16 protein-coding genes are annotated in these 18,836 nt (G+C 44.5%); 11 read left to right on the top strand and 5 right to left on the bottom strand.

Features of this window, described 5'->3' with window-relative positions; translation table 11 throughout:
* Positions 1–120: 120 nt before the first annotated feature.
* Positions 121–1,164, top strand: a complete 1,044-nt coding sequence (locus RAH45_RS00145) for an NAD(P)H-dependent flavin oxidoreductase (protein WP_306495366.1) — start codon at positions 121–123, stop codon at positions 1,162–1,164.
* A 97-nt stretch (positions 1,165–1,261) separates the two neighbouring features.
* Here RAH45_RS00145 and RAH45_RS00140 read toward each other — a convergent pair whose 3' ends face one another.
* The gene (locus RAH45_RS00140; protein ID WP_306495365.1) at positions 1,262–2,215 is read right to left on the bottom strand and encodes an alpha/beta hydrolase; all 954 of its coding nucleotides are present in this window, start codon (positions 2,213–2,215) and stop codon (positions 1,262–1,264) included.
* 84 nt (positions 2,216–2,299) lie between these two features.
* A complete protein-coding gene (nadR, locus tag RAH45_RS00135) occupies positions 2,300–3,388 on the bottom strand; it encodes a multifunctional transcriptional regulator/nicotinamide-nucleotide adenylyltransferase/ribosylnicotinamide kinase NadR (protein WP_306495364.1) in 1,089 nt (362 codons plus the stop codon).
* A gap of 167 nt (positions 3,389–3,555) precedes the next feature.
* On the opposite strand from nadR, the gene RAH45_RS00130 reads away from it, so the two are divergent.
* Positions 3,556–5,136: an MATE family efflux transporter gene (locus RAH45_RS00130; protein WP_306495363.1), complete on the top strand. Its 1,581-nt coding sequence runs from the start codon at positions 3,556–3,558 to the stop codon at positions 5,134–5,136.
* A gap of 63 nt (positions 5,137–5,199) precedes the next feature.
* Here the strand turns inward: RAH45_RS00130 and RAH45_RS00125 are convergent, their stop codons facing one another.
* Positions 5,200–5,964, bottom strand: a complete 765-nt coding sequence (locus RAH45_RS00125; protein WP_306495362.1) for an aspartate/glutamate racemase family protein — start codon at positions 5,962–5,964, stop codon at positions 5,200–5,202.
* A 224-nt stretch (positions 5,965–6,188) separates the two neighbouring features.
* Between RAH45_RS00125 and RAH45_RS00120 the strand changes: the two genes are divergently transcribed.
* The 8 genes from RAH45_RS00120 (at position 6,189) to RAH45_RS00085 (ending at position 13,958) form a co-directional block, all read left to right on the top strand.
* Positions 6,189–6,482, top strand: a complete 294-nt coding sequence (locus tag RAH45_RS00120) for a DUF2798 domain-containing protein (protein WP_264753696.1) — start codon at positions 6,189–6,191, stop codon at positions 6,480–6,482.
* A 111-nt stretch (positions 6,483–6,593) separates the two neighbouring features.
* The gene (locus tag RAH45_RS00115) at positions 6,594–7,697 is read left to right on the top strand and encodes a DUF2157 domain-containing protein (RefSeq protein WP_068405718.1); all 1,104 of its coding nucleotides are present in this window, start codon (positions 6,594–6,596) and stop codon (positions 7,695–7,697) included.
* Positions 7,687–8,853 carry a DUF4401 domain-containing protein gene (locus tag RAH45_RS00110; RefSeq protein WP_289051024.1) on the top strand — a complete coding sequence of 389 codons (1,167 nt, stop codon included), beginning with the start codon at positions 7,687–7,689 and terminating at the stop codon, positions 8,851–8,853. The genes RAH45_RS00115 and RAH45_RS00110 overlap by 11 nt, the downstream gene beginning before the upstream one ends.
* Entirely contained in the window at positions 8,850–9,476 is a 627-nt protein-coding gene (locus RAH45_RS00105; protein WP_082894313.1) for a GDYXXLXY domain-containing protein, read from the top strand. Before RAH45_RS00110 ends, RAH45_RS00105 begins: the two co-directional genes overlap by 4 nt.
* Before the next feature lie 158 nt (positions 9,477–9,634).
* On the top strand, positions 9,635–10,612 hold the full coding sequence (locus tag RAH45_RS00100) for a zinc-binding dehydrogenase (protein WP_068405725.1): 978 nt from the start codon (positions 9,635–9,637) through the stop codon (positions 10,610–10,612).
* Positions 10,613–10,878: 266 nt separating this feature from the next.
* The gene (locus tag RAH45_RS00095) at positions 10,879–11,859 is read left to right on the top strand and encodes a zinc-binding dehydrogenase (protein ID WP_289051021.1); all 981 of its coding nucleotides are present in this window, start codon (positions 10,879–10,881) and stop codon (positions 11,857–11,859) included.
* 53 nt (positions 11,860–11,912) lie between these two features.
* Positions 11,913–12,917 (top strand): YhdH/YhfP family quinone oxidoreductase, encoded by a 1,005-nt coding sequence (locus tag RAH45_RS00090; RefSeq protein WP_068405731.1) that lies wholly within the window; start codon positions 11,913–11,915, stop codon positions 12,915–12,917.
* Positions 12,918–13,109: 192 nt separating this feature from the next.
* Positions 13,110–13,958: an HNH endonuclease gene (locus RAH45_RS00085; protein ID WP_068405734.1), complete on the top strand. Its 849-nt coding sequence runs from the start codon at positions 13,110–13,112 to the stop codon at positions 13,956–13,958.
* A 75-nt stretch (positions 13,959–14,033) separates the two neighbouring features.
* On the opposite strand, the gene RAH45_RS00080 is transcribed toward RAH45_RS00085, so the two are convergent.
* The gene (locus RAH45_RS00080) at positions 14,034–15,020 is read right to left on the bottom strand and encodes a tetratricopeptide repeat protein (RefSeq protein WP_068405737.1); all 987 of its coding nucleotides are present in this window, start codon (positions 15,018–15,020) and stop codon (positions 14,034–14,036) included.
* A gap of 48 nt (positions 15,021–15,068) precedes the next feature.
* Positions 15,069–16,679, bottom strand: coding sequence for a glutamine-hydrolyzing GMP synthase (gene guaA / locus RAH45_RS00075; RefSeq protein WP_068405740.1), 1,611 nt, complete (start codon positions 16,677–16,679; stop codon positions 15,069–15,071).
* 403 nt (positions 16,680–17,082) lie between these two features.
* Here guaA and RAH45_RS00070 point away from each other — a divergent pair, with 403 nt between their 5' ends.
* Positions 17,083–18,825: an FAD-binding oxidoreductase gene (locus RAH45_RS00070; protein ID WP_068405743.1), complete on the top strand. Its 1,743-nt coding sequence runs from the start codon at positions 17,083–17,085 to the stop codon at positions 18,823–18,825.
* Positions 18,826–18,836 lie beyond the last annotated feature (11 nt).

Raw genomic sequence — 18,836 nt, 5'->3', positions numbered from 1 at the left:
TGTAGTCAAAAAAAACTTTTTTGTCGAATAACTAAATACACATTATCTAACACGCACGCCGTTCAGCTTTGCTAAAGTAAGTCATGCAAATTTTCTCATAAAATAACAAGGACGCCCGTCATGACCTTACTAAATACCTTTGATTTAACCTACCCTATCGTACAAGCACCGATGGCAGGAGCAACCACGCCTGAGCTGGCAGCGACAGTAAGTAATTTTGGTGGACTGGGGTCATTGGGAGGCGGAACGACGGCGCCAACGGTTTTAAATGAGCAAATCAATACCCTTAAAACACTGACTGATCGTGCTTTTATGATCAATCTAATGGTGTTATCCGAGCACGATTCTACTACTTTGGATAGCAAAATTCCTACTTGGTTAGACGAGTATTATGAAAAAAACAACATAGACATGGCGTTACCTGAACGTCCCGCGCTAAGCTTTGCAGAGCAGCTACAAGTGCTGTACGACAATCCCGTTCCTGTCGCTAGCTTCACCTTTGGTATTATCAGCGCCGAGCAGGTGCAGGGTTTAAAGGTTTTGGGCACACGCGTCATTGGTACTGCCAATCATCCGTTGGAAGCTAAAGCATGGGCAGATATTGGCGTCGATGCGGTCTGTATTCAGGGCTCGGAAGCGGGCGGCCATCGCGGTGGTTGGTTGCCACAAAGCGCAAGCGATCCATTGGGTTTACTGACGCTGATTAGTCAAACGCGCGCGTGCACCGATATTCCTTTGATTGCAGCGGGCGGTATTATGACGGGGCAAGCGATTAAAGCGGTGCAAACCGCTGGCGCTGAGCTGGCGCAAATAGGCACGGCATTTTTGACTACCGATACATGCGCTATTAATGACACGTATAAACAAGCGCTACTTGATGCCAGTCTGGGTAAGCGCAGTAGCGAGACACGTTTGACGCGGCTGTTTTCAGGTAAGCAAGCACGCGGATTGTTAAATGACTATTTGCTCGATTTTGGTCAATTTGAGAGCGCGCATGAGTTACCGCCTTACCCACAATTAAATGCCATGACCAAAAACTTGCGTGCTGATGCAAAAAGAAACCTCGATGCCGAACATCAGTCTTTATGGGCAGGACAAGGGGTCGCGTTGGTCAGAGAAGAAAGTACGCTTGAATTGCTCGAGCGACTTGTCAAAGATTTATAACTTAAACGACTTCATTAAAATCTTATAGACAATAAAAGAAACACCAGAGCATCTGATGTTTCTTTTTTATTTTAAAATAAATACTTTTAACCAATCCCTAACGCTGTGCGTCTACTATATTTCTAAACGCTTTGTAATCGTCTGCCGTTTGTTCCACCGCCTCGATCATCGGTACATGACCAATTTCTGGCATCATAATCACCTGCGCTTGCGGGATGATTTTTTTTATGAGATTGACCGTTTCAGGTTTAATAATCTGATCTTTATCACCCCAAACGACGAGCGTCGGAATGTTATATTGGGCGATGATTTTGGCGCGCTCTTCGACATTATCGGTGACGATTTGCTCCAAGATTTTGGCGTCCAGCTCTTTATTTTTGATACGCTCTTGGGCAAACACCGCTTTGACCGATTTTGGCAAATATGGCGGCTTATACATGACAAAATCATACATTTTATAAAAATCTTCATTGCTATTAATCAACAGCGGATTGTTCTCTAACGTCGCGCCTTCTAACGATTTAGGAATACCAGCTGACCAAAAACCTGCGCTATCGACGAGCCATAAGCTTTTGACGTCTTTAGGGTATTTTGCTGCGTAAGCTACGCTGATAGCGCCGCCCATCGAGTTGCCGCCGACATGAATATTGGACGCTAAGCCTTTGGCTTGCAGCAACTCATGTAAGCGCGTCGCTTGCGCCTCCGAGCGATAATCAGCGCTCATCGGTTTGCTCGACTCACCAAAACCAAGCAAATCAGGAATGATCAAATGGTAACCTTCTAACTGACGCGCGATACGGGTAAAGTTGTCTTTATTACCGCCAAAGCCATGAATGAGTAATAACGGCTCGCCAGCCACGTTGCCGTTTTCGGCATAGACCATCTTATCGCCAGAGGCCAATGTCAGCGCTTTGATTTCTAAATCAGACTTATTACGCTCGTATTGAATAATCTTTTGCGTGGTATTGACCGCTAATTGATTGGGCGCGGTGGTACAACCGACTATAGAAAGACTAAAAAGCGCGGCAAGAGCTAGGCGTTTTAAGAGCATCGAAACATCCTTGTTATAGTTATTAGAGAAAAAAGTTAAAGGCGGTTAAATCGCAATCTTAACATAAGACTATTAAAGGCTAGTTTATTTAGTCAACAATTTATCGATGTAATCGGTAGCCTTGTCGTATCTATCATCATAGTTGCCGCTGATAATTTGATAGCGCACCCCAAACTCATTTAATAAAGATTTTAGAAATTGATTGTTTTTATCGCGAACTTGCACTTCACCAAAAGACCTCAAGCCGTCACCGACCCACTCAATATCTGTTTCCAAAAACAACCACAAGTCATAATCTTGTAGTTCGGCGATTTCATCAAGTACACTTTGTCTTATGCCCAGATAAGCCATCGAAAAAAACTGGGTCGTAATTGCTTCTGTATCCACGAAATACACCTTGTTTGCCGTCTTTCTAGCTTGCCTCTCATGATATTTATGTTCATAAGCAATCTGGGGAAAATCTTCAAGCAAGACAATTTCAGCGTTTATTTCCTCATAAAACTTGCGCCCTGCTTCTTCGACATAGCAAGTGTCGTAACGATGGGCTAAATTTTTTGCTAATGTAGTTTTTCCCGTACTTTCTGTACCAACGATAACGACACTTTTGACAAAACAAGGCTTTACCGCGTCGGGCAACATATCCCAATACTCAATCGCGCCGTCACGACGTAGCTGGCTTGCGGATATAGGATAAAGCTTACGGTCGGCGTCGATGACAATATGCTTTGTTTTAGGATATAAGTCATCGAAGTAATCACTATAACTTGGTTCAGAACTAAAAATAAAATCAATGGGCTTGCGTATTAATGCTTTAATCCTATCAGCGCAGCTTTGCCAGTCAGGCTCAGCGTTAGCATGAGCTTGGGAATAAGCATTAGTACCAACATCGATATGAGTATCAGCATTTTTCTTAATATTGGTTTCTTCTATTGCATAGACGTGCACATTATCCAGCTCTTTAGTAATTTCATGCCACCAACGCAGTCTTTGCTCCACCGCTATCGGGGCGATTTTACTTTTATGAAAATAAACCTCACGCTCAAACATCACGTTATAAGTCACTATAAGGTAAAGCTTATCGACCATAGCCGCCGCTTTGCGCATCGCACGCACATGCCCTTTATGTACTATTAAGAACTTGCCACCAAACATACCTATCGTTTCTTTTTTCATATTGTCATTGTTTACTCTCGATTAGCTTTAGTACTACTACTGCCTATTAATACATTATATAAAAAAACGTTACCAGTCTAACCAAGATAGCACAGACAAGGTCATCTATAATGAGGGTTTTTATGTCATAAAATATAGCCAATTTGGATGGCGCAAAAGGATAAACATTGAGTAAGACAACTACCTCCACTGCTAAAAGCCGTGACCTCACCCAAGGGTCAATTGCCAAAACCATGCTGCTATTTGCCTTGCCAACCCTTGGCTCATCAGCCTTGCAGTCGTTGAACGGCTCGATTAATGCCGTCTGGGTAGGTCGATTTTTAGGGGAAGAGGCGCTGGCTGCGACGGCAAACGGCAACATCTTGATGTTTATCCTCATCTCCTTCGTTTTCGGTTTTGGTATGGCGGCGACTATTTTGATTGGTCAAGCTATGGGACGTCGTAACGACATGACGGTGAAAAGAACCATGGGCACGGCGCTGGGTAGTATTATTCCTATCAGTATATTGGTGTCGGCAATCGGCTGGCTATTTGCTCCACTGCTGCTTAACCTGCTCGGTACGCCAGCAAGTGCGGTAGAGCTTGCCCTGACCTATCTGCGGATGATTTTTGTAGCGATGCCGGTCACCTTGACCTTTACGCTAATCATGATGGCACTACGCGGAACGGGCGACTCTACCACGCCGCTTTGGTTTATCATTATTTCGGTGATTATCGACCTGATTTTGACGCCGGTGCTGATTTTGGGTATCGGCCCCTTTCCTGAATGGGGTATCTTTGGCTCGGCTTTTGCAACTGCTGTCGCCAACGCGCTGGCGCTGATTGGCATGATTGTCACTATGTATTTGCGTGGTTCTGTGCTGACCCTTAAGCTGCCCGAGCTGCGTTTTTTACGCGCAGACCGAGATATCCTAAAGTCGATGTTTTCAAAGGGGCTGCCGATGGGGCTACAGATGATTGTTATCTCTTCAGCAGCGCTCACAATGCTGTCGCTGATTAACCGCGAGGGCGTACAAACAACGGCCGCTTATAGCGCAACGCAGCAGCTTTGGACCTATGTGCAAATGCCTGCAATGGCACTCAGTGCTGCAGCCAGTGCGATGGTCGCGCAAAATATCGGTGCCAATCAATGGAACCGCGTGGCAGGCATCACGCGCTGGGGGCTTATCTTTAACGTGATATTGACGGGCGCTATGATTGGGGTATTAAGCATTTTTGATGAGACTATTTTGGAGCTATTCCTTGGTAGTGACAGCGCTGCAGTGCCGATTGGGCGCCATATTCAGTTGATGGCGACATGGGGCTTTATCTTTTTTGGCATCGCGCAAGTTTTCTTTGGTACCATGCGTGCCAACGGTTATGTGGTTTGGCCGCTGATCGTCATGGTGATTTCGATGTATCCTGTGCGCCTTGGCTTTGCGTTCGGGCTGTATCCATTCCTTGGAGCCGATGCGCTTTGGCTATCGTTTCCAGCAGGCATGGTAGCAACGGCGTTGATGGGCGCAGGATTATATCTATACGGCGGCTGGCGCAAAGGTAAAAATATGCCAGCCGAAGAAGCAGCGCAAAGGTCGGAGGAGTTTCGCGCCCAAACCGGCACCAGTGCATCGTTTCGCGATATTTTACCGACCACAGTGTGGAGACTATCGCCTTTACGCCGTATTACAAGGCTGCGTCGTCGACTACAAAAACGCCTGCAAAAACACCGTATGAGAAGAAAACATAAACGTTCCTCGCGCGGTTTATAGGTAGTCAATGCAATGGGTTTAAGTTCAACCGTTTTAAAATTAACTATTTTAAAATCACTAACCTTAAAACCAAGAACTTAATAAAAAATCCACCGCTGCTGCTGCATGAATTGCAGTGGTATCAAATACGGGAATGGGGCTGTCTACTTGCTGAATCAGCAGTCCAATTTCGGTACAGCCCAAAATCACACCTTCCGCGCCTTTATCCGCTAAGTCTTCAATCACTTGCAGATAATACTGGCGTGAGCTATCAACTAGCTGACCTTGACACAGCTCCTCATAAATAATGCGATGTACCTCTGCCCGTGCGCCTGTCTCTGGTATCCACACTTGCAAACCCGCATCTATCAAACGCTGCTTATAAAAATTCTCTGTCATGGTGAACTGTGTGCCAAGTAGCGCAACTTTGGTTAGCCCTTGCTGCTTAATCGCCGCAGCGGTGACATCAGCAATATGAATAATCGGCAGATTGGTAGCGGCTTGGACGTCATCGACGACTTTATGCATGGTATTAGTCGCGATAAGCAAACCTTGCGCGCCAGCCGCTTGCAGACGTTTGCCGCTATTAGCCAATACTTTGCCCATTTCATCCCATACGCCTTGTGCTTGCAGCGCCTCAATCGGTGCAAAGTCCACGCTATGAATCAGTAAATCTGCTGAATGTAAATTGCCAAGTCTAGCTTTGATACCCTCATTTATGAGTCGATAATAGCTTTCGGTACTTTCCCAACTCATGCCGCCGATGATGCCAAGCGTCCTTTGTTTACATGAGTTTTTGGATAAATGTTTTTCTACGTTCTGCGCTAAATTACTTGGATTGGCAGACATTTTTATCCTCATAGAGTTGTTTTGGATAGTGCTAAGTTTACTTCATCAACATGAATGGCGACAAATTATTAAAACTGAATGATAACAATATAATAAGGCGGACTTGATGATTGATAATAACCATTTTACCTCGCAGTCATCACGCGTTATCATAGTCGCCGCTAAGCATGAACAATGCTTTATCTCATCCTCTCTCATCGCAAAATATCACGTTTACAGCAGCAGTGAAACGTGGCTCTCATCAAGCAGGACAACAGAACATTATGGCAAACTTCCCGACCGTCAGAATACGCACGCGGCGCAAATACTATCGGCTGATTTTCACCTTTTTAATGGCGCTGATGATGTCGACGATTATCTCGACGGCCCTGCTACTGATCAATGTAGGATTTGTCGAAGGCTTTTTTATCACGCTGTTTAATTCGTGGAAATATGCCTTTATGGTCGCTTGGCCGAGCGCCTATATTTGCGCCTATTTAATCCAAGAGCACCTGCTGAGTAGGATTGAGTTTTATTAAAACATAAAAGTTAATAAATCATAAAATTTAGTAATTTATAAACTTTAGTACATTATGCCAGCGTAAAAACAGCTAAGATAGGCTAAAAACCGTTTTTAATCAGAGGCGACTATGAGCCACGCACGGCGTACTATTGAGCAGTTACTGCAGCAAGATATCCTCTCTCTTAAAAATGCCGAGGCAGCAGCAACGCATCTAGAAGTCTATCCGAGTAAACGCAGGTGGCTAGACTTTTTTGATAAGGCGCTGCTGATTATTGGCGCGGTAGCACTGGTCTTATCCCTAGTGTTTTTTATCGCTTATAACTGGCAAAACTTGGGCAAAATAGGCAAATTCGCTTTAGTTGAAGGAGCGCTGACGATCACTATTGCGCTTTATGTAGCACTGTCTTTTAGGCGACAATTTCAACTGATTCGGCAGTTATTATTACTTATCGCTAGTATTATTACCGGTAGCTTATTGGCGCTATTTGGGCAGGTCTATCAAACAGGCGCTGATACGTGGCAGCTTTTCTTTGCTTGGGCGATACTGATTACACCTTGGGTAGTTATCGCCCGTTTCCCTGCGCTCTGGCTGCTTTGGTTAGGGCTAATCAATGCATTTTTGCTACTCTATTTAGATGTCGCAAATCTACAATTTATTAAATATAGCCTGCAAAACGTCTCTCAAGTAGCCATCCTTGCACTATTTAATTTTATTGCCTTTTATAGTTGGCTGATTGGTTTCGATAATAAAACTTCCTCTTCTACTCCCTATCTGTTTCATCGCATTAACGTTAAAAAATCCACTGCTCAAATAAACAGCGCTCAAACCAATTCCAGCTTGCATTGGAGCACTTATGTCGTCGGTTTATTAAGCACGTTTTTTATGACGTATCTGGCGATTGTCACGGTCTTTGATAATGGCAATATCTGGGCGACGCTTATCGCTACCATAGTATGGTTAGGCTGGTGCGGCTTTATGCTTTGGCAGTTTTATCAGCGCCGTCTTGATTTACTGATGCTGACCTATTTGTCGTTTTCTATCATTATTGTGGTGATGTTTCGGGTCGGCAAATGGCTGTTAGATGATTTTGAGGGGGGTGGATTTCTACTATTAGCCTTGCTACTTGTTGGCATGAGCTCTGCGGCAGTTGTGTGGCTGCGCAAAGTTGCTTATATCAACAATGATGACACTATCTCTTCTATTATTAAGGGAGACAGTGATGAACAATGAGCTGAATAATATCAACCATAACAAGCAACAGCCCGAGATTTTGCTATTACAACAGCAGGGATTCATCGACGCACAAAACGTCAATGATAAGCTTTTAAATAATGCAGCTGCAGCGCCTAGCCCGTGGTTTATCAGTTTGCTTTTTGGTTTTAGTGGCGTATTTGCCAGTTTATTTTTTATCGGGTTTTTGACCTTAATTTTAGACAACACCGGCTTGCTTGATAGTACGCTAGCGCTATTTATTATTGGCGCGATATTAAGCGTTAGTGGCGGATTCTTATTTTATAACGCCCGCTTGCGCCATAGCGCTTTTTGGAACAGTTTAGCCTTTGCAGTTACTCTAGCAGGTCAAGGTTATATCGCCTATGCTTTACTAGCGAGTGAGATTACAGAGCCGCTCAGTATAGTACTATTGTTCCTTGTACAACTGTTGATGACGGTTGTCATTCCCAATTTTGTCTATCGTTTATTGAGCGCAACCTTGGCTTTAGTCTGCCTACTTTACCTGTTAAATTACTATCACTTATCCGAAGTCAGCTTAGGATTATTGGCTTTGATAACCAGCGTGACTCATTTACAGCGTTATACACTCGCTGTATTTATCCCGAGAAAATGGCGAATGAATGCGTTAGAAATCATGAGTGCTATGGGCTATGCGAGCGCCTATGTCTTGCTCAGCATTTCCGTCTATTTTATCGCTGCGGAATATGGCAATAGCTTTGATAGTGATGGAAAAGCCTTTAGCTATAACTACTACCTGGCCCAAGGGCTATTAACGCTTGCCAGTCTTTATGCTGCTTATCTCATTTTAAAGCGCTATCACAGCAAATTATTATCAACAGCAGGACTACTCATTAGCGCTGCGATTGTATTACTTGGGATCATGTCTATTTATGTCTCAGGCTTATTGGCCACCAGTTTGATTATTATCATTGCTACTGCTAATAGCCAACGCGTGCTATTAGGACTGGGCATTATTGCCTTGGTCGGTTATATCTTTTGGTATTACTATCAGCTCGATACTTCTTTATTGGTCAAGTCCGTTTCCCTGTTTGTTATTGGAATCGCGCTATTGTTGCTGCGCTGGCTGCTTATCAAAAGCTATTTTACGAAGATAAAACCAAGCGCTAACGACAATCAGGAGCGGCTGTCATGAATGATAAAATTTTGACCAAGCGCTTGCTTAAGGGCACATCAAAGACCCATTGGCTACGAAAACCGGCTGTCACGATTATTATTGCCCTTCTTGGATTGGCGCTGGTATTGGTGGTGATGACGAGGAATATTATTAAATACGAAAACCATCTCGCGACTGGCGATACGGTTTTATTAGCGCTTGCACCCGTTGATCCACGCGGCTTTATGCAGGGCGACTATATGACGCTTAGCTATGCGCTAGAGCGTGACGTATTTGCCGCCTTAAATAAAGACCCCGGTAGCTATCCTATTAACGAACAAGGCTATGTCATTGTCGCTTTAGACCAACATAATGTCGGACAGTTTAAGCGCTTAGCGGCTAATCAGCCTAGAAATCTAGCCTCTAATGAGATGGCGCTTCACTACCGTATCCGTAACGGCGTAATGCAGCTTGCGACCAATGCTTTTTTCTTCCAAGAAGGTCATGGCGAAGCATTTGAGGCAGCAGAATATGGGCTATTTCGGATTAATGATAAAGGGGAGCCGCTACTGACCAATTTAGTAGATGACGATTTTAAGGTTATTAGTCCAGAGCAGGCACATGCAGAACAAATAACCACAGAACAAACTGCTAATGATTAATGAAACCAACTAAATGCTGCTCACTTAACGCTGACTACTTTGCTTTACCAAAGTAATATTGCGACAAGCAAGCTGGGTTTGCTACTGTTGATGGCTACAAATTTATTCGCTCGTCAAAAACATTTGAAACAAACTTAAAATTAAAAAAAGGATTTATTATGCGTAGTGCAACCTATGATCATTTTGGCAAACCAACTGAAGTATTGAGCCTCGGCGACCGTCCTATCCCCGAGCCAAAAGCCAATGAGGTGCGCGTCAAAACCATTCTCGCCTCCATCCATAACCATGACCTACTTACCATTCGCGGTCAGTACGGCTTTAAACCTGAAATGCCGGCTATCGGTGGTAGCGAAGCCTTAGGCATTATCGATGCCGTTGGTAGTGAGGTTAAAGACTTAAAAGTCGGGCAACGCGTGGCAGCTGCCAGTGTGCAAGCAACGTGGGCAGAGTATTTTGTCGCATCAGCCGATATGGTGTTTCCTATCCCTGATAGTTTAGAAGATAAAATGGCCGCGCAGCTGATTGCCATGCCGCTGAGTGCGTTGATGCTATTAGAGTTCTTAGAAGTAGAAAGCGGTCAATGGGTTATTCATAACGCCGCCAACGGTGCCGTTGGTAAATCGCTTGCCATGCTAGCGGCGGCGCGCGGCGTCAAAACCATTAATCTGGTAAGAAGTGACGATGCCATAAAAGAGTTAGATACTCTCGGTATCAAAAACAATATCAACACCTCAGATGATGACTGGAAAGAGCAAGTCAAAGCGATCATCGGTGATGATAAAATCAGTGCGGCGGTCGATTCAGTCGGCGGTGAAAATAGCGGCGATTTGTTATCGTTACTCGGTCATGGTGGCACCTTCGCCGCCTTTGGCGCGATGTCGGGCAAACCTATGGTCATCAATCCTACCCATATGATTTTCAAGCAAGCGGTGATGAAAGGCTTTTGGGGCAGTAAGCTCAGTCAAGAGATGAGTGTGCAGAATAAACAGCGCCTAGTGAATGAACTGATCGATAGAGCGGTAGACGGACAATTAAAACTGCCTGTAGAAGCGGTATTTGATTTGGCCGATATCGTAAAAGCGGTCGATGGCAAATTGCAGTCAGGCAAAAAAGGTAAGGTATTGCTAAAGCCTTAAACTATCGTTAACTTGTAACTTAACTAACCTTCGTTTTATTGACCATGGCAGCGTTCTTTATTAAGAGCGCTGCCATTTTTTATGGCGACTTTTTATAACCTATCTCTTATAGCCTACCGCGCAATATCCTGATAAATAGCAACAACGTTCCTTTACCAAAGTCAGGTTGCGGCTTGCAAGACCCGCTTGTTAAGGTTGATGGGCAATTATCTACTGACGTCGCTTAAAAATTAAAACATTGAATTAAAATAATAAAGGAAATCATCATGCGTAGCGCTACTTATAACGAATTTGGCAAACCTTCAGAAGTACTGAGTATCACCGACAGCCCTACCCCAGAACCCAAAAACAACGAAGTCCGTATCAAGACCATCCTGTCCTCTATTCACAATCACGACATCGTGACCATAAAAGGCGAATACGGTCATAAACCTGATTTGCCTGCCACTGGTGGCTCTGAGGCGGTTGGTACGATTGATACGTTAGGTAAAGACGTCAAAGGTTTTAAACAAGGTCAGCGTGTCGTCGTGTCTGGCGTATCAGGAACTTGGGCGGAATATTTTATCGCGCCGGCAAAAAGCATTATCCCTATTCCAGATGCCATCGATGATGAAATGGCCGCCCAGTTAATTGCCATGCCGATGAGTGCACTGCTATTGATTGAATTTTTAAATATTAAGCCCGGTCAATGGCTTATCCAAAATGCCGCCAATGGTGCGGTCGGTGAATCGATGGCGATGCTAGCGCCTGAGCGTCATATCAATACGATTAACTTGGTACGCAGTAAAGAGTCAGAACAAGAGCTTATCGAGCTTGGTATCACTGAAAATAACATCGTGACCGATGATGACGACTGGAAAGAGCAAGTACAAAAAATCGTTGGTGACGCCAAAATAAGCGGCGCGGTCGATGCGGTCGGCGGCAAATCAGGCGGTGAGCTGCTGTCACTACTCGGTAAGCATGGCGCAATGGCATCATTGGGGTCGGTGTCTGGCGAACCGCTGATGCTAAACCCGAGCAATCTGATTTTCAATTTGACTAAAGTTAAAGGTTTTTGGGCAAGCGATTTGATGCAAGAAATCAGCGCCGATGATAAGCAGCGTTTAATTAAAGAGCTGATTGAGCGTGCCTCAAGCGGTATCCTAAAACTCCCTACTGGCGGCATCTATGATTTAGACGATATTCAAAAAGCGGTTTCAGAAGACGTCCAGTCAGAGAAAAAAGGTAAGATATTGATTAAGCCTTAAGCTGCTTTTGCAAAGAGCATTTACTATAAAAGCAATAAAAAAGGATTCAGACAATGTCGAATAACAAAACCTTTAAAGCCTTAGTGGTTCACGAGACTAGCAACGGTGAATTTAAAAAAAGCATTGAGCAGCGCAGTGTCAGCGACTTGCCTGACAATGATTTATTAATCGAAGTCCATTATTCATCATTAAACTTCAAAGATGCTATGTCAGCATCCGGCAACAAAAGAATCACCAAACACTACCCGCACACACCCGGTATTGATGCCGCTGGTGTGGTGGTCAGTGATAAGTCTGGAACCTTTACGGAGGGTCAAGAAGTCGTAGTCTTTGGCTATGATTTGGGCATGGATACCGATGGCGGTCTCGCTCAGATGATATCTATCCCTGCCGATTGGGCGGTCGAATGTCCGTCTTCGCTCACGCTAAAAGAAGCCATGATCTATGGTACGGGCGGTTTAACCGCAGCGTTAAGTGTGCAAAAGCTTGAGAAAATGGGCGCAAAACCGGAAGACGGTCCAGTCGCGGTGACGGGTGCAACGGGCGGCGTCGGTAGTATCAGCATCGCTATATTAAGTCAGCTTGGCTATGAGGTCATCGCCTTCTCTGGAAAGCCTGAGCAAAGCGACTATCTAAAAGCGCTTGGCGCAAGCGAAGTCCGTCATCGCGATAGCATCAATGAGATCGGCGATAAACCTGTCGGTCGCGAGCTATGGGCAAATGCTATTGACACCATCGGCGGCGACTATCTGGCAAACCTACTAAAGCAAACCAAAGCGGGCGGCGCAGTGACCTCTTGCGGCTTGGCGAGCGGCGCTGAATTTACGATGACGGTATTGCCGTTTATCACTCGCGCGGTGTCCCTACTCGGTATCGATTCGGTCTATATTCCCCTAGCTGATAAAAAAGCCATTTGGCAGCGCGTCAGTACTGATATGAAGTTGCCTAATTTAGAGAATTATTGCGAAGAGATTACGCTTGAGCAAACGCCGGAATACTTAGATCGCTTTATGGCTAGTCAGACGGTTGGGCGTTATGTGGTGAATGTGCGGGGTTAAAGCTTAGATTGTTAACAGCTAAATTTTATAAGCAGTGGCGGTGTTCTTCACTTTGGAGAGCACCGCTATTTTTTTAAATCTTATAATAGAATTTTATAAACTCCAAAAATTGCGATTTAATGCAAGAACCATAAAAACACTTATCAACTATAGTAAACCCTATTAGCTTAATAAGAAAATAAGGAAGCCATAGTGTTTGAAATAGGAAAAATCTATAACCGTCGTTCTGATATACACAGTATATATAAAGGGCAACAATATGGTGGCATAGCAACGCCAGCCGAGCATCCATATATATTTATTTTTACCGGCGATGCTGGCGGCGAATATGGCTATATTGATGATTTTGACCCTAACGGCACCTTTAAATATACGGGTGAAGGCCAAGAAGGCGACATGAGAATGACCAAAGGTAATTTGGCAATTCATGACCATCAAAAAAACAATAAAGAAATTCTACTTTTCGAATCAACATCACGAGGCTTTGTACGGTTTTTAGGGTATTGTAATTACGTTTTTCATCATATTGCAGAACGACCAGATAGAAATGGCGAGCTTCGTGACGCTATCGTTTTTCATCTAGATATAGTTAATACTAAAAATACTGATATAGCTCAAACTCTGTCCCCTAAAGTAGTTGAAGCCCCTAAAGCCGTTTATATCACTAAGCCTAGTAAAGGTAAGTCATTACAGCAATTACGAGAGATTGCCTTAAGTTCAACACCAACCCACGCAAGCACTAAAGAAAAAATTCAATCTATTCAAAACCGTAGTACAGCCATTAAGCTATATGCCAAAAAAAGAGCTAATGGTATATGCGAGGGATGTAATGAGACAGCTCCATTTGAAACTAAATCTGGACCTTATCTCGAAATCCATCATCTAACTAGGTTGGCAGATGGTGGTGCGGACTTACCTCAAAACATTATTGCGTTATGTCCTACCTGTCATCGAAAAGCTCACTACTCTTTAGACTGTTTAGAATTTAATAATCAGTTAATAAACAAAGTTGCTGCTATCGAAGCAAAACTTATCGAGTAAAACTTTTATGTTTAAAACAAAAAACACCCAACCAAGTTGAGTGTTTTAACTAAAGAGAAGTGCCGCTAAATCAAATTATTTTTTCTTCTTTTTCTCAGCACGTTTTTTCTCAATCAGGGTTTGAGCAGTAGTATTTTCTTCCCACCAATCGCCCATATCTTGCCAGTAGAGATAAGCCTGCTCTTTACCACCAATTTCGATACCATAACTATTGATACCCATACCGCGTGGTCTAGGATGACGCTTTTTAAGAATTTCATGCGCCACTTCAGGCAAGTTATCTTTTGCGATATCCCACTCTTTTTCAGCCTTATCTAATTTATCTTGATAACAGTAAGCCAGCACCTTACCGAAAGCGATATTTGCAAGCATATCCTCTGGATAGTTGCCGCAAATTCGAATTATTTTCTGATACTCTTCGGTAAACATGTACCATTCTATCAGCGCTTCACGCATACCTAGGTTATCATTAGGGCAAACTTGTAGCAGCCTTTCTCCCTGCTCGCAGGCTTCATCAAAGCTCATATTGTCAGCATAGACATTTGCCAGCTGAAACAGCGCTCGCAAAAAGGGACGGTTCTCCATGATGCCCCATGGCAGCTTACTTTTTTGCCAATTAAAGTTTTTGGGGAAATACTCTAAGTATAGGCGCATACATTCGCGGCTACTCAATAGTGCTAAAAAGCTGTCGTCATGCTGCTCACACAAAAATGCTAAGTTAAAGTAAGCATCAGGGTCATTCATATTCTCTAATACTAAAAACTGAGCAATATCACGAGCCACTTCATAACCTTCTTTCTCCAGCGTCATCTGTATCACTTGGAATGAGGTTGGCGGCTGCTCATCAAAGTCTTGCACAATTTCATGCTGAAATTTGGTCATGACTTCATTCATAATATCGTTGATATCACGACCTCTTTTTACCTCGGCATCTACAAAGGCTTTTATTTTAAGATTAAGCGCTCTACCAGCGCCAAGCGCATTTGATCTATTGTCAGCCAACTTATCGCTAACGTCATCTTCAAACATCCACTCGTTTTGTCCCACATGAACCAGTTTCATAGTCCATCACTCCTTTGCGTTGATATTACAATCATAGCGTATGAATAATTATTCCCACTCAATCGTCGCCGGCGGCTTACTCGACACATCATAAGTCACGCGAGATACTTCCGCGATTTCATTCATGATGCGGTTCGATACCGTCTCAATCAAATCATACGGCAGATGCGCAAAGCGAGCCGTCATAAAGTCTACGGTCTCAACGGCACGTAGCGCGATCACCCACGCATAGCGGCGACCATCACCGACCACGCCGACTGATTTAATCGGTTGGAATACCGCAAATGCTTGCGCAGTCTTGTCATACCAGCCTGAGCGCTCCAGCTCTTGCATAAAGATGGCATCGGCAAGGCGCAGGATATCGGCATATTCCTTTTTGACTTCGCCAAGGATACGCACGCCCAAACCCGGACCTGGGAACGGATGACGGTAGATCATTTTCTCTGGTAGGCCAAGGGTGATACCAAGTTTACGCACTTCATCTTTAAACAAATCGCGTAATGGCTCGACCAACTCAAACGCCAAATCGTCTGGCAGACCGCCAACGTTATGATGGCTCTTAATGACATGCGCTTTGCCTTGATGCGATTTTGCTGATTCGATAACGTCAGGGTAAATCGTCCCTTGTGCCAAAAATTCAATGACTTTGCCATCGCTTTGCGCGCTGATTTCACGGGCGCTATTGGCGAACACATCGATAAAGGTTTTGCCGATGATTTTACGTTTGGCTTCGGGATCAGACTCGCCTGCTAAGGCGTTTAAGAATAAATCTTCGGCATCGACACGGATGACTTTGACACCCATGTTTTCAGCGAACACTTGCATCACCTGATCGCCTTCGTGCAAACGCAAGAGACCATTATCAACGAACACACAGGTCAGCTGATCGCCAATGGCTTTATGCAATAGCGCGGCAACCACTGAGCTATCGACACCGCCGGATAAACCGAGCAATACTTGTTTGTCACCGATTTGCTCTTTGAGCTGTGCCACGCGCATATCGATAATATTGTCAGGCGTCCAATCGCCGGCGCAGTCGCAAACCTGATGGACAAAACGACCCAATAACGCTTGACCTTGTAAAGTATGCGTCACTTCAGGGTGGAACTGTAGACCATAGTACTGCTTGTCGTCATTGGCCATAATGGCAATCGGACAGCTCGGCGTACTGGCGATAATATCAAAGCCTTGCGGCGCTTCGATCACTTTATCACCATGACTCATCCAAACGTTTAGCGTGGTCGCGTTGTCTTCACTGACGTGGTCTTCGATACCTTCGGTTAATTTTGAATGACCATCGACATTGATGGTCGCGGCACCAAATTCATGGATATCGCTGGCATGAACTTTACCGCCGAAACGATCCGCCATTGCCTGCATACCGTAGCAAATGCCCAATACTGGCACACCAAGCTCAAACACGGCGTCATTGATACGCGGGCTATTTTCCGCATGCACGCTCTCAGGGCCGCCCGATAGGATGACACCTTTTGCGCCAAAGTCCGTGATGCGCTGGGTGTCGATATCATAAGGGAACATCTCACAAAAAACGCCAGAGTCGCGTACACGGCGAGCAATCAGTTGGCTATATTGCGAGCCAAAATCAAGAATAAGAATACGATCTTCTTTGATAGTAGGGATAGCAGCGGCAGTGGTCATAAATCGATGTCCATCAAGAAAAAATTAGTGCCCTATTTTAACAAGTTTGCGCCTATTAATGGCTATTAGATGGTGAATTATTGACGATTTTTGCGAGATATTACGCCTTGATAAGAATAATACGCCAACGCGAACCCCAATAATGCCGCTACTAAATAAAAGTCATAAATTTTTATTATACAAAAGACGAGTCTATATGAAATATTTGTTTATATTGTGCTATGCTCAAACGATAAATATGTTTGCTTTAGGATTGGTGATTGGCATAAGCGCTTAATATCGTATGATTTTTACGATAACCCTGAGCCTAATCATTCATCTATGCTGAGTAGAAAAACTGAGTCAGCTTCAACCGAATCCTTTAGTATAAAAACTGTGATAACGAATCGACAGGTATGTCCCTATGAGCATAATCAAATCTCTTATTCGTAAAACCACCAACTTTCCTGCTACCAAAAACACTGATAATAATTTAGAACCTATCCAAAAAAATAATACGGCTACTAATTCGACTGCCAATACGCCTATTGAGCAGACGCGCTGGAACGGTTGGGGCAATGTCAGTATCAATAAAACTGTCTCGCCGCATGGTGCAAAATTAATAAAATCACATATCGGTAAAACCAAAAAACTGTCCTCTGTGAGCTTACAACAGGTACTCAAAACCGTACCAAAATCACGCCTGCCTGCTGCGCTCACCGACCTTAATATCGTCTCAACTGATAAAGAAGTGAGGCTCAGACATGCGCGCGGTCAAAGCTTCCCTGATTGGATAGCGATGCATGGCGGCGACTTTGAAGTATTTCCTGATGGAGTCGCTTTTCCTGAATCGACCGCTGATGTCGAGACTTTATTAACGCTCGCCAATGAGCATGACTTAATTGTCATTCCTTTTGGTGGCGGCACCTCAGTCGTTGGACATATCAACCCACAAAAGGGTTCACGTCCAGTCCTTACCATCGCCATGAGCAAGATGGATCAGCTGCTTGACTTAGATTTTGAGAGCCAAATCGCAACCTTTGGCGCGGGCACACAAGGGCCAGCTGTCGAAGCGCAATTGGACGCGCACGGTTACCGCCTAGGACATTATCCGCAGTCTTGGGAGCTATCAACGCTTGGTGGTTGGATTGCCGCGCGCTCTAGCGGTCAGCAGTCATTGGGCTACGGACGCATCGAGCAGCTATTTGCCGGTGGTACATTAGTCACTCCGCAAGGTGTGCTCAATATCGCCGATATTCCAGCGTCATCAGCAGGACCTGATTTGCGTGAGATGATGATGGGCACTGAGGGTCGTGCTGGTATTTTTACGACAGTCAAAATGCGTGTACAACCGCAGCCTGAGGAAGAACTGTTTAAAGTGGCTTTCCTGCCTAATTGGGAAGCAGGTAAAGAAGTGCTTAGACAAGCGGTGCAAAAAAATGTTCGCTTATCTATGTTACGTCTCAGTAATGCCGTCGAAACTGATGCGCATCTGCATTTAGGCACGTCACCGAGTCAATTTTTAGCCATTAGCACCTATCTAAAAGCCCGTGGACTAAGCTCAGATAAGGTTATGCTCACTTACGGCGTATCAGGCGATAAAGCGCAGAATAAATTGGCGCTGACACAGTTTAATAAGCTGTTAAAGCAGCACGGTAGTGTCACGGGTAAAATCACTGATATCATGGGCAGTGTTTGGACGCATGGGCGCTTTAAATTCCCTTATTTGCGTGGCACTTTATGGGACAAAGGCATCATGGTCGATACCTTTGAGACCGCGACCAATTGGAATAATATCGACGAGCAGATGCAGCAGATGCAAGAAGCGGTGCAAAACGCCTTGGCAGATGAAAATGAGGCGGTTATGGCCTTTACTCATATCTCACACGTCTATAAGCAAGGTGCGAGCCTTTATACCACCTACTTTTTTCGCGCGGCAAAAGACCATGCGACTACCTTAAGCCGCTGGCAAAAAATCAAACATGCTGCCAGTGTTAGCCTTGCTAATGGTAAAGCGACCATCTCGCATCAACACGGCGTTGGCCGTGATCATGCGCCATACCTTGCCGCCGAAAAAGGCAAGCTTGGCATGCAAGTAACCCATGATATGCTCAAAAGCTTAGACCCTGAACAGCGTATGAACCCGGGTGTATTGCTTGAGAAGTAATAAACAAATTA

The organism is Psychrobacter sp. van23A, from assembly GCF_030845275.1.
GTDB lineage: Bacteria > Pseudomonadota > Gammaproteobacteria > Pseudomonadales > Moraxellaceae > Psychrobacter > Psychrobacter faecalis.
The sequence above is the reverse complement of the archived record's forward strand: the minus strand, read 5'-3'. Positions and strand labels throughout refer to the sequence as shown.

Bases quoted from the DNA above. Each gene is read 5' to 3' on its own strand.
- RAH45_RS00145 (WP_306495366.1), top strand. From the start codon at position 121: ATGACCTTACTAAATACCTTTGATTTAACCTACCCTATCGTACAAGCA.
- RAH45_RS00140 (WP_306495365.1), bottom strand. From the start codon at position 2,215: ATGCTCTTAAAACGCCTAGCTCTTGCCGCGCTTTTTAGTCTTTCTATA.
- nadR (WP_306495364.1), bottom strand. From the start codon at position 3,388: ATGAAAAAAGAAACGATAGGTATGTTTGGTGGCAAGTTCTTAATAGTA.
- RAH45_RS00125 (WP_306495362.1), bottom strand. From the start codon at position 5,964: ATGTCTGCCAATCCAAGTAATTTAGCGCAGAACGTAGAAAAACATTTA.
- RAH45_RS00115 (WP_068405718.1), top strand. From the start codon at position 6,594: ATGAGCCACGCACGGCGTACTATTGAGCAGTTACTGCAGCAAGATATC.
- RAH45_RS00110 (WP_289051024.1), top strand. From the start codon at position 7,687: ATGAACAATGAGCTGAATAATATCAACCATAACAAGCAACAGCCCGAG.
- RAH45_RS00105 (WP_082894313.1), top strand. From the start codon at position 8,850: ATGAATGATAAAATTTTGACCAAGCGCTTGCTTAAGGGCACATCAAAG.
- RAH45_RS00100 (WP_068405725.1), top strand. From the start codon at position 9,635: ATGCGTAGTGCAACCTATGATCATTTTGGCAAACCAACTGAAGTATTG.
- RAH45_RS00095 (WP_289051021.1), top strand. From the start codon at position 10,879: ATGCGTAGCGCTACTTATAACGAATTTGGCAAACCTTCAGAAGTACTG.
- RAH45_RS00090 (WP_068405731.1), top strand. From the start codon at position 11,913: ATGTCGAATAACAAAACCTTTAAAGCCTTAGTGGTTCACGAGACTAGC.
- RAH45_RS00080 (WP_068405737.1), bottom strand. From the start codon at position 15,020: ATGAAACTGGTTCATGTGGGACAAAACGAGTGGATGTTTGAAGATGAC.
- guaA (WP_068405740.1), bottom strand. From the start codon at position 16,679: ATGACCACTGCCGCTGCTATCCCTACTATCAAAGAAGATCGTATTCTT.
- RAH45_RS00070 (WP_068405743.1), top strand. From the start codon at position 17,083: ATGAGCATAATCAAATCTCTTATTCGTAAAACCACCAACTTTCCTGCT.